Source organism: Acinetobacter bereziniae, assembly GCF_016576965.1.
Taxonomy (GTDB): domain Bacteria; phylum Pseudomonadota; class Gammaproteobacteria; order Pseudomonadales; family Moraxellaceae; genus Acinetobacter; species Acinetobacter bereziniae.
Genome location: NZ_CP066119.1, coordinates 4265071 through 4281703 on the forward strand (window position 1 = coordinate 4265071; position 16633 = coordinate 4281703).

15 protein-coding genes are annotated in these 16633 nt (G+C 38.8%); 7 read left to right on the forward strand and 8 right to left on the reverse strand.

The window, feature by feature from the left end:
• The first annotated feature begins 120 nt into the window (after window positions 1-120).
• Complete coding sequence (locus I9192_RS19965) at window positions 121-990, forward strand: EamA family transporter (protein WP_005035458.1); 870 nt, start codon at window positions 121-123, stop codon at window positions 988-990.
• Between the two features lie 43 nt (window positions 991-1033).
• On the opposite strand, the gene I9192_RS19970 is transcribed toward I9192_RS19965, so the two are convergent.
• From I9192_RS19970 to I9192_RS19980, 3 genes are all read right to left on the reverse strand, one after another.
• A complete protein-coding gene (locus I9192_RS19970) occupies window positions 1034-3037 on the reverse strand; it encodes a PKD domain-containing protein (protein ID WP_151801029.1) in 2004 nt (667 codons plus the stop codon).
• Between the two features lie 244 nt (window positions 3038-3281).
• Window positions 3282-4001 (reverse strand): metallophosphoesterase, encoded by a 720-nt coding sequence (locus I9192_RS19975; RefSeq protein ID WP_200150011.1) that lies wholly within the window; start codon window positions 3999-4001, stop codon window positions 3282-3284.
• 15 nt (window positions 4002-4016) lie between these two features.
• On the reverse strand, window positions 4017-5453 hold the full coding sequence (locus tag I9192_RS19980; protein WP_005035451.1) for an SEL1-like repeat protein: 1437 nt from the start codon (window positions 5451-5453) through the stop codon (window positions 4017-4019).
• A 169-nt stretch (window positions 5454-5622) separates the two neighbouring features.
• Here I9192_RS19980 and I9192_RS19985 point away from each other — a divergent pair, with 169 nt between their 5' ends.
• Entirely contained in the window at window positions 5623-6501 is an 879-nt protein-coding gene (locus tag I9192_RS19985) for an EamA family transporter (protein ID WP_004826457.1), read from the forward strand.
• A gap of 118 nt (window positions 6502-6619) precedes the next feature.
• Here I9192_RS19985 and I9192_RS19990 read toward each other — a convergent pair whose 3' ends face one another.
• From I9192_RS19990 to truB, 3 genes are all read right to left on the reverse strand, one after another.
• The gene (locus tag I9192_RS19990; protein ID WP_004826456.1) at window positions 6620-7081 is read right to left on the reverse strand and encodes a hemerythrin domain-containing protein; all 462 of its coding nucleotides are present in this window, start codon (window positions 7079-7081) and stop codon (window positions 6620-6622) included.
• 176 nt (window positions 7082-7257) lie between these two features.
• Window positions 7258-8025 carry a sulfite exporter TauE/SafE family protein gene (locus tag I9192_RS19995; protein ID WP_005035448.1) on the reverse strand — a complete coding sequence of 256 codons (768 nt, stop codon included), beginning with the start codon at window positions 8023-8025 and terminating at the stop codon, window positions 7258-7260.
• Between the two features lie 82 nt (window positions 8026-8107).
• Window positions 8108-9013 carry a tRNA pseudouridine(55) synthase TruB gene (truB, locus tag I9192_RS20000; protein ID WP_005035446.1) on the reverse strand — a complete coding sequence of 302 codons (906 nt, stop codon included), beginning with the start codon at window positions 9011-9013 and terminating at the stop codon, window positions 8108-8110.
• 135 nt (window positions 9014-9148) lie between these two features.
• On the opposite strand from truB, the gene I9192_RS20005 reads away from it, so the two are divergent.
• The 5 genes from I9192_RS20005 (at window position 9149) to I9192_RS20025 (ending at window position 14861) form a co-directional block, all read left to right on the forward strand.
• The gene (locus I9192_RS20005; RefSeq protein ID WP_005035442.1) at window positions 9149-10183 is read left to right on the forward strand and encodes a lipase secretion chaperone; all 1035 of its coding nucleotides are present in this window, start codon (window positions 9149-9151) and stop codon (window positions 10181-10183) included.
• Between the two features lie 31 nt (window positions 10184-10214).
• Window positions 10215-11198, forward strand: a complete 984-nt coding sequence (locus tag I9192_RS20010; protein WP_005035440.1) for an esterase/lipase family protein — start codon at window positions 10215-10217, stop codon at window positions 11196-11198.
• A 68-nt stretch (window positions 11199-11266) separates the two neighbouring features.
• Window positions 11267-12238 (forward strand): esterase/lipase family protein, encoded by a 972-nt coding sequence (locus tag I9192_RS20015; protein ID WP_005035439.1) that lies wholly within the window; start codon window positions 11267-11269, stop codon window positions 12236-12238.
• 265 nt (window positions 12239-12503) lie between these two features.
• Window positions 12504-13469: a lipase family alpha/beta hydrolase gene (locus I9192_RS20020; RefSeq protein WP_005035437.1), complete on the forward strand. Its 966-nt coding sequence runs from the start codon at window positions 12504-12506 to the stop codon at window positions 13467-13469.
• 429 nt (window positions 13470-13898) lie between these two features.
• The gene (locus tag I9192_RS20025) at window positions 13899-14861 is read left to right on the forward strand and encodes a lipase family alpha/beta hydrolase (RefSeq protein WP_005035435.1); all 963 of its coding nucleotides are present in this window, start codon (window positions 13899-13901) and stop codon (window positions 14859-14861) included.
• A gap of 434 nt (window positions 14862-15295) precedes the next feature.
• Here the strand turns inward: I9192_RS20025 and rplS are convergent, their stop codons facing one another.
• Window positions 15296-15667, reverse strand: a complete 372-nt coding sequence (rplS, locus tag I9192_RS20030; RefSeq protein WP_004826442.1) for a 50S ribosomal protein L19 — start codon at window positions 15665-15667, stop codon at window positions 15296-15298.
• A gap of 204 nt (window positions 15668-15871) precedes the next feature.
• The gene (trmD, locus tag I9192_RS20035; RefSeq protein ID WP_005035433.1) at window positions 15872-16621 is read right to left on the reverse strand and encodes a tRNA (guanosine(37)-N1)-methyltransferase TrmD; all 750 of its coding nucleotides are present in this window, start codon (window positions 16619-16621) and stop codon (window positions 15872-15874) included.
• Window positions 16622-16633 lie beyond the last annotated feature (12 nt).

Consider the following 16633-nt stretch of genomic DNA (forward strand, 5'->3'; position numbering starts at 1 on the left):
TCCTGTGGTTTTTTTATTGGTCATTACTTCAGATCAAATGTACAATCATCTCTAAGACTGCACTTCGTTAAAAATTCAAATTCTTAATACATATCATCCTTATTCTAAGTATTTCATAGCATGCTCAATTTAAAAAATGCACCACATCTACAAGCGATCGCTTTACTGTTTTTTGCCATGATCAGTGTGCAAAGTAGCGGTGCTCTTGCCAAAACACTGTTTGAACAATTTCCAGTATTGACGATTTCTGCGATGCGTCTGCTTTTAGGTGGATTGATTCTAGCTGTCATTTTTAAAATCTGGCAGGTCAATTTAAAGCAAGTCAAATGGTCATCTATTATCAGTTACGGTTTGGCACTTGCTGGAATGAATGCTTTATTTTATCTGTCTATTCACCGTATTCCGTTGGGCATTGCTGTCGCTTTTGAATTTATCGGTCCACTGAGTGTTGCACTTTTCCATGCGCGTCGAAAATTTGATTTTATTTGGGTCGGGCTTGCAATTCTCGGCTTAGTTTTATTGTTTCCTTTTGACCAAGCACAACATCACCTTGATCCTGTTGGAATTGCTTTTGCCTTAGCTGCTGGTGCATGTTGGGCTGTTTATATTGTTGCTGGGCAACGTCCCTCTGGTGTTTCGGGAAATCACACCGTATGTTTGGGCATGTTTGTGGGAACACTGTGTTTACTACCGATTGCCTTGTTCTCAGGGATGCCGATTGAAATTTTTCAGCCATCGAATTTAGTCTATTTTATTACATTGGCTATTTTGGCAAGTGCTTTGCCGTTCTCTTTGGAAATGATTGCTTTAAGAAATTTATCCGCTTTAAGTTTTGGGACACTGATGAGTCTTGAGCCTGCAATTGCAGCATTCTCTGGGTTTATTTTCTTAGGTGAACAATTGTTATGGACACAATGGTTAGCTTTAGCCACCATTATCAGTGCTTCAATTGGCTGTACAGTGACTGCCCAAAAAAGAAAGCAAATCTAAAAAACCACCTCGAAAGGTGGTTTTAATGAGTTTTATTTAAAAACTACCAGTCAGGTGCACCCATCAATAGTTTGATCATGGCATCCTGATCAGGCTCAGATTCAAAACCAATTCGCTCAACCCATTCTTGCCCATTGTCTTGTATCAATGCATAAATACTTAAATAAGCAATAGGACCTTTTCCACTTGCAAGAAAACCTGAATATTGATTTGGTAGTTGAATTTGTACTGGTTTTCCATAAATAGCATTAAACGTTAAGGTTTCCTCCTCTACACCATCTAAGCCATATACCGTAATTTCTATATTGCAAGACTTTCCAATTAATTCAGGCATAACTTCCCAATTGCCATTAGGTTCAATGGGTCCATTTGAAGAATCAATCAAACTGGTACAAACGGCAGGGAAAGTTAAACCTTTACTACTGCTGTAAACAACTTCACGATCAGTCAAAACAATATTCACATTACCATTCAAACCTGAAACTTGTTTACCTTTGTAACGTACCCATTGATTGGTTTCAAAAATTAAAGCGCTTTGTGCTGACCAGTCCAACTGTCCATCTGAATCGTTTATACCTGTGATCAAGCGTCCGCCATCTTGCGCTACAGAAAAGTCAAACTTCTCATTTATTTTTCCAGAGCAGGACAGTGCTGTGCCATTAGGAAGCTCACATTTTATAAAATGATCCGTCGTCGGTTTTCCGAGATCAATGATCACATTACCTGCGGTTGTTGAAGTTTTTTCTCCCAACAACGTACCTGTGAGGTCTTTGGCTGACCAATAAATTGTACCGCTTGAAGGCATATTCACTACGGTTAAGCCTTCTTTAGCAACACTATTTGATTTGGTTAAAGCAGAACCATCATTTAGGGTGATTTTTGCCGTGACATAACATGGAATCGCCTCTCCACTAGATTGACACTGGACAAAGACTGAACCCGCATTTTCAAATTTTAAATCCCAGTTCCATGTCGAAAAATGACGCACTGTCGCATGTACAGCAAGACCTGTAGCAGATTGATTTGATGTAATGACTTGACCTTTACCTTCCTCAATCCACAATCCACTGCTTTCGTCGAAATACCACATAGGAATTTCAGTTCCAGCTTTCATTTCTTGGTTATTGAGACTTTTTACAGGTAAATTCATTTGAATATCTGCTGTTTTCCCATTGGCAAGTTGTAGTTGCTGACCATTGGCATCTTTAAATGTTGCGGTAATCATCCCTGCGCTAATCAGGTCAACAATGTTACCTTGAGCATCTTTTGCCACGCCATTGGCAGGCATCGCATTTAGATCAGCATTGGTGATATCCCAAGGTGTAAATTCGACATTTACTGCACCCGTTGCCAACTCACCATTATTTTTTACAAAAGCGTTTGCAGGAATCGTAATGGTTGCACCCAAATTTTGAGATTGAATCACTTGAGCCATAGAAATTTCAGATACAGGGACAACCTGTTTGATCGCCAATAAATTTACAGATAGTGCTTTTAAATTTGCCACCTCATACACGATGGACTGACCAATAAAACCGGCTTTTTCAAACTGAGCGACCACTGTTTTTGTCGCTTGAGGCAGTATAAGGTTCAAACTTGCACGACCATTTTGATCCGTTTTTATACGCTGCCCTAGTATGGTAACATCTGCATCAGGAATGGATGTGCCATTAACAGTTTGAACCAGAATTGCAACTTGTTTATTGGTTGTGATTGCACCCTGTTTTACTTTTATTTTTTGTGTGGTGGAGCTGGTTTGTCCCGCAAGATCGGTGACATTCAATGTCACTGTATATTGCCCCACTTGCGTATAAGTATGTTCAACTGTGGCACCCGTTCCCTGAGTACCATCACCAAAATTCCAAGCATACGTGCGGATTGCATTGCCTTCTTTTGCTTTATATACCGTACTTTTCGTCGCATCAAATTTGACAATTTCGCCTGTACTTGGTGCAACAGGACTATATTCAAATTTAGCGGTCGGCTTACATGCAACCAAAAATAGACCAATGAATGCCAAAAGTACCCATTTTATATAGTTTTTCATTTTAATCGCCTTTTTTACTAATTTTGTGACACACTTAACAAAATTAAGTTTAGTATGTATTTATTTTTCGATATAGGCATTTTATTTCAAAAATTTGATGCTATTTTTCTTATGATGTACCTAACTTATTCAACAAAATAACAATAAATTTCAATCAATAGAGTCATAAAGTGTAATGAGATGATTAATATTACGAGTGATTCTAAAATGAAGTTGATTTAAAACAACATAGAATTTTATTGGATTAAGATTTGATTACACGTTGCTGTTTTTCTATAGGAAGCTGGCAATCTATTTCAACAAGTGTTAATTCACGCCCAAAACAAGCACCCGTATCGAGAAAATAGCAATTGTGCTTCTTTGTCACATAATCAACCACAGTATGCCCCAGAAAAACCTGCTCAACCCCTTTAACATTCGAATAACGCATAAAGCGTTTATTTTTAATTCGTCCTCTCCCCCAAAGTGCCAACTCTCTACTTTTCGCTTTTGTCGATAATTTAAAAGCTTCCCAATCATTAAGATCAATATCTGCATGCACAAAACCATATTTTTTGTTTTGATATATGACTTCTAAAAGTACAGGTAATGTTTCCAGCTTCTCAATCACTTGTTTTTGTTGTTGCAAACTTAAAGCATAAAACCATTCACCCCCATGTTGGGCGTGCAGATTTTTCATCAGGGGATCGACATGGGATAAAATGCACATTTCCTCATGATTGCCGAGGATGCTTTTAAACCACGGCTCATCAATTAAATTCAAACATTTCAGACTCTCAGGACCTCGATCAACAAGATCACCTACAGCAATTAGCACATCAGTTTGAAAATCAAAGCGCACATCTGCCAATTTTTGCATCAATGCATCATAGTGACCATGAATATCCCCCACCACAAATAAGCGACCTGTATGGTGAATATATGTCTCTACATGTGCAAAAATGCGATGTGATAAATCATTCATCTGCTGAACTTTGATTTAGAACTCAATAGATGCCGCTTCAATATGCTGATTTTCTTTTGCTAAATCTAGATATTTACTGGCTGTTTTCTTATTTTTTCGTACACCGATTCCATCTTTATAAATTTTAAACAGTTCGAAATAAGAATCTATATCACCATGATCCGCTGCCTGTTTAAATAAATCTGCACTTAGACTCAAATCAACATCAACACATTTACCCTCTCGATACATTTGTCCGAGTAGAAAAAATGCACGTGGTACTTGGAGTTCTTTTGCCTTATTTAACCAATCTAGTGCTCCTTGAGCATTGTCTTGACGCTGTTCAAAAATCGACATACACAGCATCGCCTGAATATGCCCTTTATCTGCCGCAGCATTTAATAAGGGTAAGTGATGTTCATGTTCCAAAGGCAATAACATAGACAGTTCAAATTGTGCATCCGGATGATTTTGCATTGCTGCTCTTTCTAACCAAGAAACACCTTGATCCAGATTTTTTTCAGTACCTAAACCATAACGTAAACATTGGGCTAGCGAATATTGTGCGGGTACATGCCCGGCAACTGCTGCATGTGATAATAATTCAACAGCCAGTGTGGCATATTCTTGGTGTTTTTGTTCAGTCTTGGCATTTTCAGCGTTTTTCAGCAAGTTTACTGCGGCTAAGTAAGCCGACTCAATATGTCCATTTTTCGCAGCTTTGAGTAAAAACTCTTGAGCAAGCGTGGCATCACCTTGACCACGTTGTTGCTCAACTAAAGCACGAACATAACAACCAAAAGGATCATTGTGTTGTTGAGCAATTTCAGCATATTTGAAAGCAGCATCTAGATTGTGCTGCGTGAAATAACTAAATGCCAATAAGGCACAGGCAAAATGATCTTTTTCAGCAATTTTGAGTAATTCATTTTGTACTTTGATCGGGTCAAATCCAGAAAACTCGACACAAAACTTCAAGCTATTTTGATGCTGGTTTTTTAAATAATTGTCTAAAAGCAATTGGTAAGCAGTTTGCGGATCTTGTGCAAGTTGTTGTTGTGCATAGACAAAAATTGCATCTGGATGGTTCAATTGGACAGCTTGTTGCAAGTGCATCAATGCTTGTGCCTGAGTCAACTGATCGCTTGCATGGTTCAATCCAAGATAAGCGAGCTCTAAATGTGCTAAACCATGATTAAGCTTTGCGGCATGTTGAAAAAAAAGAATGGCGGAAGGAATACTTTGGTTTAAATAACGTCCCAAGACATGCCACTGACCTAACAAGGTACTTGCGGGCGCAAAGTCTTGATTCGATGCATTGACCAACAAATCCACACGTGCCTGAGCCTCTTGTTCAGTTTGGGCAAAGCCTTGTTGTTCTAATTTGAGGACTTCGATATACCAAGCTTCTGCTTGTGAATGTTGCGCCCCATTTAAGGCTATATTTTCAGTATTGTTCGTATGTTCTGACATCTTTTATTCCTAACACATGTGCCATTGCAAGTATAATCTTTCACATCTTACAGAGGAGTACCCATAATCTCAAAGCAAAATATTAAATGAATATTCATATATTTACGAAATACCAAAATAAATTTAAGAAAGTGTTAAAATCTATCCAATTCTTTTTTACACCATAAACATGCCAAACTCTCAACTCACTGCTGTGCTTTTCATGGTTTTATCTATGGTGGCTTATCAAATCAGTGCTTCATTTGCCAAACAGTTGTTTGAAGTTTTAGATCCCATTACGGTCGTGACTCTAAGGTTATGTTTTGCTTCCATTTTAATTATTTTGATGTTCCGTTCATGGAAAATTATCAAACGTTTACCTTATCTAAGATGGAAAGAACTTTTATATTATAGTGGTTCCGTATGTCTGATGAATGTATTGTTCTATGCATCTTTAGGCAAATTACCGCAAGGGATTGCTGTTGGACTCGAGTTTTTAGGTCCACTGACATTAGCACTACTCTCGATTAAACAAAAAAGTGATTATATTTGGGTATTCCTCGCCATCATAGGTATCGCCTTGATGGTGCCTTGGCATGATGCCAATGCGCATAACTTTTCTTATCTTGGTGCAGCATTTGCGCTTGGTGCGGGTATTTGCTGGGCAAGTTATATTTACTTTGGACAGAAAGTGGTTCGCCAAAATATAGGTATGCATGCGCTCAGTATTGCGATTGTTCTCTCGGCACTGGTGATGTTACCAATCAGCGCAGTACATGATTCACAGGCTTTATTACAAACTCAATATTGGGGTAAAGCCTTACTGATTGCGCTTTTGGCAACAGCAATCCCTTATGCTTTAGATCTACTGGCACTCAAACAACTCAGTAAAATGAGCTATGGTACCTTGTCCAGCTTATCCCCGGCTCTGGCAGCAATTGCTGGAATGGTTTTACTCAATGAACATATTACAACATGGCAAATTATTGCTTTAATTTGTATCATGACCGCGTCTGTAGGGGTAACCTTCCGTTCTGCACGAAATCCAGCAGCACTCAACAATGACTGATCTTTTTCAGTCATTGTTTTAAGCGTGCCCTATCCAATGTATGAAGATCTAGCGTCAAGCTAAGTCGAATTGATTTTAATCAAATCTTAGTGGTTACGATCAGGTGAATTGAGTAGGATCACCCAATCAAACGCATTATTTCTTTTGCTTTATATTTTTTATACTCTGACAAATATTTTTTCGCTAAGGTTATTTTCTGATTTTCATCTAAAATTTTCCCTGCTTTCATAAAAAAATTTTGCTCTTTCTGGTAGATGTGCCCTGCAACAGTATCTGATAACCTTTTTGCCAACACCAACCAACGTGAATGACTAAAATCAGTTTGTTCTAAAGAATCTAAGATCGCCTCCATTTCTTGATATTCAGCAAGCGCCAAACGTGTAATATTTAAACCTGAATCCGTCATCATTAACGGACTATAAAAATAACGATCCTCAGCAACTGCATGTGCAAATAGTTCATTTTTGAGTAAATTAAAAATTTTCCGTCGTTCAGGTGTATCACCTGATGTATGAATGAGCTGTTCAGACAAATCCTTCTGAATCCTGTGGCTTTCTCGTAAAGCCTCGAATATGTTCATCAAAATCCCTCTTTTTTTGATTCTACGTGAGCGCTGATTTCTTTTTTATTGAGTCGATAAATTTCGCTGAATAAGTCATCAATCATAAATAAAGCATCAAAAAAAAGCCCCACAAAATTTAAGAGTTTTTTGTATCAAAAAAACTTAAATTTTGTGGGGTGTTTTGAATATAAAACTTAAGCCATGAACATTTGATATCCCAAACGACAAATCAAGATACTGACTAAAATTAAAAATAAAATTCGAATAAAACCACTTCCATATTTCAACGCCATTTTCACGCCTACCAGTGAGCCACAAATATTGGCGACTGCCATCATTAAGCCCAATTGAAATAGCACATGCCCTGTGGGAATAAAGAAACTCAATGCTGCAAAATTGGTCATGAAATTGCCGATTTTCGAAAGTGCCGAAGCATGGAGAAAGTCAACTTTCAAATAACGAATAAAATAAAAAATAAAGAAACTGCCTGTGCCTGGTCCAAAAATTCCATCATAAAAACCAATCAATAAACCACCGATACCTGCGATCAACAGCATTTTATGGGTGACTTCCTGTTGAAAATGTACTTGCCCAAACTGTTTTTTAAAAAACGTATAGATTGCGATGACAATCAACATAAACAAGACAAAGGGACGTAAAATTTCCTGTGGAATTAAAGAGACACAAGCAGCACCACCAAATGAACTGATGAAAGCTGTGATCCCGATAACCGCAAGCAATTTCCATTCAATTTTGACTTGTTTTAAATAAGAAAATGCTGCGGATGCAGTTCCACAAATGGATGCAAGCTTGTTAGTACCAAAAACCGTAGCCGTCGGATAATGAGGCAACGCCCCCATCAAAGCAGGAATTTGAATCAGTCCCCCACCTCCGACAGCAGCATCAATCGCGCCTGCACAAAAGGCAAAAAACACTAAACTGAGAATAATATCAAATTCCATAACATTCACTTATCTTTTAACGGTGCTATATTTGAACAGTGCTCGTTCTTCAATCCACTGAATTTTGAGGCAATATTTCTAATCAAAGATTTAAAACACGTTTCGGTACTAAGCGCTTCTTATCCGTAATTTCAGCCAGCCCTAAACATTTTTCACCATCGAATACAAGCACTTCTGCGACTGCAACATGATCTATATTACTTTCCATACCGCGGCAGAAATATTCTGCACGACCTTGAGGTACCTGAACCTTTAAAAAATGATCAATTGGTGCATATATAGGAAGCAACAACTTTTCTCGCTCTTGTTCAGTTAAGCTTTCCAAATATTCAATGGTATATTCGGGGATTAAATCAAAGTGACCTGTCTGAATCCGATGTAAATAAGTCAAATGCCCATACGTACCTAATGCTTTGGCAATATCTTCACCTAGCACTCGAATATAAGTCCCTTTCGAACAAGTGATATCTAAAGTCAGGCTCTGCGATGTAAACTCAATAAGTTCAACAGCAAAAATATGGATAGGTCGAGCCTCACGCTCAATTTCAATGCCTTGACGAGCCAGCTCATACAATGGGCGTCCTTGTTTCTTTAAAGCTGAATACATCGGAGGAATTTGCTGTATGTCACCAGTGAATTGTTTCAAAACCTGCTCAATATTCGGTTGGCTTAATTCAGGTACATCTTTTTCTAACAAGACCTCGCCTTCCACATCACCTGTAGTTGTACTGCGCCCCAACTGAATGGTTGTACGATAACGTTTGTTCGAATCTAATAAATAATGCGAAAACTTGGTTGCTTCGCCTAAACAAATCGGCAGTAAACCCGAAGCCAAAGGATCAAGTGCACCTGTATGCCCGGCTTTTTGTGCTCGATACAACCAACGAACTTTTTGCAATGCTGCATTTGAACTAATGCCCAATGGTTTATTCAATAAAAATACACCACTGATATGACGACGTGGAATCTTATGGGCTTTTGAGGACATCTTGATCTTTATACATAAGTTGATGGGTTATTTTAACAAAAACCACTCATCTATTTTTACAAATTTTATATTTGAAACTTGCGGTTTTATGGCAAATTATTTTTGAATAAAAATACAAAAAATATAGGACATTAGATGGATTCATCTAGAAAAAAAACGCTTGGGATAGTGTTGTTTATTATTTTAGTGGTGATTTTGGCAGTCATTTTCTGGCTTAAACCCAGTCATCAAACAGCTGAAGCACATCAGACTTCGGACGATACAACTCAGTCTGAAGGACAAATTGCCGCTTCTCAGCTTTCAACATCAGAAGCGCTAAGTTTTGCCAGCAAGAGCCAACAAGACACGCAAATTAATTGTCAAATTCGAGTAGATGCTTCCAACCGCTTAATTGTCAATGAACAAACCAAAGACTGTTTTGAATATTTCATTACCCAGTATGGTGAAAAAACAATTGAACAAATCAAAACAGATTTCCAGCGTTATCTTCAAACAAGCTATAAAGAGCCTGTTCTATCTCAGTTGAGTGATTTATGGACACGCTACATGGATTACCGAAGTAAATTAGCAGATTTACAAGCACCCAATGCGGACAAGGAAAGTGCAAAATACTATCAACAGATTGTGGACAATACCAAAAATTTAAGAAAGAAATTCTTCTCAGATTATGAAATCCAAGGTCTATTTGGTACGCAAGATACCTATGACCAATATACCGTCGATCGAATGGCTGTGATGGATGACGCATCCTTATCTGCAAGCGAAAAAGCCAAAAAACTCAAAGCATTGTTTGATCAACTTCCTGAAGATTGGAAAGAAAATCTGCAACAACTGAATCAGCTTGAAGACCTCAGAAAACTCACAGCAGACATTAAAGCACGCGGTGGCTCAGCACAAGAACTGCATCAAATGCGTACTAATCTTGTTGGTCCAGAAGCAACTCAACGTTTAGAAACATTAGATGTCCAAAGAGGTGACTGGAAAAATAAAGTGAACCAGTATTTATCTGAGCGAGACACCATTCTCAACAGCAATATGAGTGATTCCGCTAAACAAAGTGCAATACAACAACTCAAATCACAACAATTTTCCAATCAACAAGAACAACTTAGATTACAAACATTTGAAACGGTACATGACCAAGGAGGTCAATTACCGTTTGCAAATTAGTCAATAAAATTGTGACATAACAGGAAAAAAAATGAAAAACAGGACAATAAAAAATCGTTTGGGGCTCAGTATATGCTGTGTGTTGGGACTTGGTTTAGCCAGCTTGACACAGGCATCTCCAGGCATTTTGCAAATCAAAGATACAATCAAATCAGATTATGCAAAAACTGCATATCCTATAGTCATGACACATGGTTGGCTCGGATGGTCTCGAATCGGAAATGAGCGTTTTAATATTGACTATTGGTATCAGATCTTACCCGACATGGCGCGTAATGGTGCAACAGTATTTGCAGCACAATTGTCTCCTGCCAATACCACTGAAGTGCGTGGAGAACAACTGATCACTCAAGTAGAAGAGGTTTTAGCACTCACAGGAAAGGACAAAGTCAACTTGATTGGACACAGTCATGGCGGTCCAACTATCCGCTATGTTGCAGCGGTTAAACCTCAATATGTCGCGTCTATCACGGGTGTAGGTGGAACTTTTCGAGGTTCTCGTGTTGCCGACAGCATTCAAAATAATCAAGCAAGTAAAATTTTGATGAATATTTTGGGACAATATATTGTTGGTCCACTGATCACATGGGCACAGGAAAATCCAGATTTAGCGATTAACTTTGATGCCTCGATGAAATCGCTCTCAGAAACAGGCTCTTCTACATTTAACAGCAAATTTCCAACAACTGCACTCGCCACAGATTGTAATAAAACGGGTGCGAAAGTAGAAAATGGAATTCATTATTACTCTTGGGGAGGAACTGCGCAAACCACAAATTTATTAGATATCGATACCCTATTAATGCAACTTGCCCCCTTAGTGTACGGCAACACTGATAATGACGGCATGGTACCGCGCTGTAGTACGCATATTGGGCAAGTGATTAGAGATAATTACGATTTAAATCATACCGATTTAGCCAATATGATGTTTGGTTTACGAGGTTGGTTCTCACAAGATCCCGTAGCCTTATATCGACAGCATGCCAATCGTTTGAAGTTACAAGGACTGTAATCTACACCAACTTACAATTCTAGAAATTGTGGGTTATTTATCCAGTTAAAACAAAAAGAGTATTTAAAATGAAATTAAAGATCGGTTCACTCGGGCTGGGTCTCGTCCTCGGACTCAGTGGAATGACAGTCTCAGCATCAGGGCTACAAACTGTCACTCCAACCTATGTCAGTTCTGACTATGCAAAAACCAAATATCCAATCGTATTTAACCATGGCATGTTTGGTTTCACTCGGCTTGGTACATCATCATTTGGCTTAGATTATTTTTATCAGGTGCTCCCCGATCTTGCTCGAAATGGTGCGAAGGTCTATGCAACACAGGTTTCTCCTTTAGAAAGCACTGAGGTTCGTGGTGAGCAACTTTTACAACAAGTTGATGAGGTTTTGGCATTAACAGGATCAGCCAAAGTGAATCTCATTGGACATAGTCATGGTGGTCCAACCATTCGTTATATTGAAATCGTTGCACCTTCCAAAGTAGCATCTTTAACTGCTGTTGCAGGAACGATAAAAGGCTCTAAAGTTGCAGATGATATATTGAGTAATCAAGGCGCGAGTGCGCTGTTAACCGTTGTAAGTCAATATATTTTAGCGCCGGTGATTACCTTACTGGAAAATAATCCATCATTACCCAACAGCTTAAATCGTTCTTTACAAAGTATTAGTGAAAAAGGTTCAGCTGAATTTAATGCAAAATATCCAAGTGCAGCGATTCCCAAAGATTGTGGTCAGGGGCAAAAAGTGACTTCAAATGGTGTCTACCATTATTCATGGACGGGTAAAGCACAATTGACCAATGTTCTTGATCTGACTGATGCTGCAATTTCTACCCTTGCACCTTTGTCATATAAAAATCTAGATAATGATGGCTTAGTCACTCGTTGCAATACCCATTTAGGACAAGTGATTCGAGATAATTATGATCAAACCCACTTGGATGAGGTCAATCAAATTTTAGGGTTACGCGGATTATTTTCACCGAATCCAGTTGATCAATTTCGCCAACAAGCCAATCGCTTGAAATTAGAAGGCTTATAATATTTCTAATCTAAAATATTTACTGTGAGGTCAACAACAGTAGATTTTATTTATGTTTGATTTAAAAATAAAGCCCTCAACTCCTGTTGCCATAAGACGGTTATGGCAACACATCAATTCATTTTTTACCAAGAAATAAAATATTAAGTTACAGTTTAGGTTGTTTTTCATCCAAATTTCATCGATAACCTCACTTCAGCTTTGCTAGGTTAAAAAACGATACATACCAAAAAACCCTCAATAATAAAACCAACGGAGATTTATGATGAAATATGGACATCTGATCACAGGTCTATTTCTCGCATGTACTTTATCCACGACACATGCATCCAATGCACAACAAGTCACTGCAACAAAAGTAAGTTCTGATTATGCAGAAACCAAATACCCAATTGTATTTGCTCATGGTATGGCAGGATTTATTCGGGTTGGTGATGTTTTAGGACTCGATTACTGGTATCAAATTTTACCTAATTTGGCACGAAACGGCGCAAGCACATGGGCGACACGTGTATCACCGTTTAATTCAACCGAAGTGCGTGGCGAACAACTGGCTCAACAAGTAGAAGAGATTTTAGCCATCACAGGTAGCCAAAAGGTCAATTTAGTCGGTCATTCTCATGGTGGTCCAACCAGTCGCTATGTTGCGGGTGTCATGCCTACTCGCGTTGCATCCGTGACCGCGATTGGTTCACCACAAAGAGGCAGCCCAGTTGCAGATGTCATTTTGAGTGCAGAGGGTACAGTTCTTGAAGGACCCGTTGTCAGTCTTGTCAATTTATTCTCGAAAACCATTGTTTGGGCGCAAGGCTTAGATCCAAAAAGCTTCCCTCATGATGCATTAGCCAGTGGAAAAAGTGTTACGACCGAAGGCTCAGTTTTATTTAATCGTAAATTTCCAATGGGCGTCGGCGCTACTGCATGTAGCGAAGGTGCTTACCAAGAAAAAGGCATTCAATTTTTTTCATTTACAGGCAATTCAGTCGTCACCAATCTTTTAGACTTGGATTCAGCACTACTTGGTACAAGCTTATTGATCAACCTCGGTCATGATAATGATGGTTTAGTGTCACGTTGTAGTGCAAAATTCGGTAGAACTATTCGAGATAATTACCGCTGGAATCATTTGGACGAAATCAATCAAATTTTAGGTTTACGCGCACTCTTTGCGCCAGACCCAGTACAAGTCTATCGTGAACATGCCAACCGTTTGAAAGTACAAGGTTTATAAGTTCTCAACTTAAATTAGCCATATTGTATCTCTTTTACAATATGGCTTTTGGTTTTGCTCATATCCCTTCACTCAACATAACAACATCCATGTCGCCTCACAATTAAAAGACCTTCTATGATCCAAAAGTGCAAAATAAACCAATCACCAAAGCTTCTAACAATTTTTATAAAACATAAAGCGCATTGGATATGAATGATTGAAATCAAATCACTTGTATGAATATTCTTTGATCTAGTTTTAAGTTTTCCATAAATTTCAATGGCTTTTATGAATTTAACACTGAATAAACATTTTTACGAAATAAAATATTACATTTAAGGTTGTTTTTCATACTTTTCCGCTCGTAATTCATGACAATTTTGATATTTTTAAATTTCACTTAGAAGTGAATCAATAATAAATAACAATTTTAAATGGAGCTTCCCCATGAAATATGGATCATTGATGGCAAGTCTAATCTTGGCTTGTTTAGTACCCAGTGTGTATGCGTCTAATGCTCAGCAAATCACCACAAGTCAAACAACATCAACTTATGCTAAAACTAAATATCCTATTGTATTGGTACATGGCATGGCTGGATTTATTCGTTCAGACAATGCTTCAGGACAAGACTACTGGTACCAAATTGCACCTGACTTAGCACGTAATGGTGCAAATACATGGGTCACACGTGTTTCACCATTTAACTCAACAGAAGTTAGAGGTGAACAATTGGTACAACAAGTTGAAGATATCCTCGCCATTACAGGACAAACAAAAATCAACCTCATTGGTCACTCACATGGTGGTCCCACTGCACGTTATGTTGCCGGAGTGATGCCGAACAACGTTGCTTCGGTAACAGCTGTTGGCTCCCCAAACAAAGGGAGTCCACTTTCGGATGTGATTTTACGAGCAGAAGGCACTCCAGCTGAAGGTCCATTGGTCAACATGGTTAATTTTATTTCCAATATGATTGTTTGGTCTAAGGGCTTTGATCCCAAAGAGTTTCCGCATGATGCATTGGCAGGTTCAAAAAGTTTAAGCACCGAAGGCTCTGCTCTTTTCAATCATCAATTTCCAATGGGCGTTCCGACAACAACATGTGGAGAAGGTGCATATCAGGAAAAAGGCATTTATTTTTATTCTTTCACAGGAAGTGCTGTTTTAACAAATCTTGCAGATTTAACGGATGCATTCTTACTCAGCACCAGTCGCAATATTCCTGAAACCAATGATGGACTTGTCTCTCGCTGTAGTGCCAAATTTGGTAAAACGATTCGTGATGATTATCGTTGGAATCATTTGGATGAAGTCAATCAGGTTTTAGGCTTGCGTGCAATCTTTGCACCTGATCCAGTACAAGTCTATCGTGAACAAGCCAACCGTTTAAAATTACAAGGATTATAATAGCAATCAATCTTATTGACTTAATATAACTGAAATAGTCTTTGCTTTTTCATCAGCAGATTTTACCTGACATCGCTATCGCCGTTGGCGGCATGGATGCCGCCATCGGTCAAGGACGATATGAGCAAAAACAAAGCACTGCTTTGTTTGCAGCGCAAGATCCCTGTCAAACAAAGGATTTTTGTTACTTTTCGTCTCTAAAAAGTAAGACATCGCCAACGCAAATCAATTAAAACTTTAGATCTAAAACGTGACAGTGCAAGCTTTAGATCTTCAAGCAATCTATTGATCACTTTGATTTTATTGATCAAGAAAAATGATATTTTACTGTGTGCATTTTTCAACAGGTTGACTATATACTATTTTCATTCATCAATGAGTCATAAAAAATGCGCCCAATAAGGCGCATTTTTAGCTGTAAAGCAAAGTTAAAATTAACCTTGTTTACGCGCTGGTAATTTCTCACGAATACGTGCAGCTTTACCAGACAATTCGCGTAGGTAATAAAGCTTAGCACGACGAACGTCACCACGACGTTTCACTTCGATTTTAGCAACGATTGGAGAGTGAGTTTGGAATACACGCTCAACACCAACACCGCTAGAAATTTTACGTACTGTGAACGCTGAGTTCAAACCACGGTTTTTCTTCGCAATCACCACACCTTCAAACGCCTGAAGACGCTCACGGTCACCTTCTTTTACTTTTACTTGGACAACAACTGTGTCACCAGGAGCAAAAGCAGGGATGTCAGTTTTTAACTGTTGGTTTTCAATTGCTTGAACTAAAGGATGTTTACCACTCATTGTGGGAATCTCCGATTTTGCGGAACAGAAGAGGTCTGTACAACCGCTGGGGACAGAGGCTAAATCGCATATCAACCCGTTTATCTTTCCCCTTAGCCTCACTCAAATATGAGAGAGTTTAAGGAGCCTATAAAAGACATTTAACCAAGGCTAAATATCAATTTGTTGAAGCATTGCTTCTCAATCTTGTGCTCGAACCAAGCATCATTTTGCTGAGTCTTGCTGATCTTTTAGCCATTTCTTTTGCTGCTTGGTCAACTCAACTTTTTCCACCAACTCAGGGCGACGTTCCAAAGTGCGTTGATAGCGTTGCAAAAACCGCCATTTTTCAATATTTGCGTGATGACCTGACTTTAAAATATCAGGAACATCCAAACCTTCAAAATGGTCTGGCTTGGTATATTGTGGGCAATCGAGTAGACCGTCCACAAATGAATCTTGCACTGCTGACTGTTCATCTGACATGGTATTCGGCAAACGTCGAATCACACTGTCTAATAGAACCATCGCAGGTAATTCACCACCCGACAATACGTAATCTCCAATCGACCATTCCTGATCTACATATTTTTGGATCAAACGTTCATCGACCCCCTCATAACGTCCACACAGTACAATCAATCCGTCATAATGAATAAATTGCTGTACCGCAGGTTCATTTAGGGTTTTACCTTGTGGAGACATATACACCACAGGGACATGAACTGCTCCTGCTTGCTTTGCAAGCTGTTTGGCATGGTGTATTGCTTTTGCCAAAGGCTCAGCCATCATCACCATACCTGGACCACCACCAAATGGACGTTCATCCACTCTTTTGTAGTTGCCCTCGGCAAATTCTCGTGGATTGATACAATGAACTTGTACAATGTCACGTTTCACCGCGCGTCCGCTAATGCCGTACGCTGTAATCGCTTCAAACATTTCAGGAAAAAGCGTAATGACTGCAAAAAACACCGCAGACTCCTC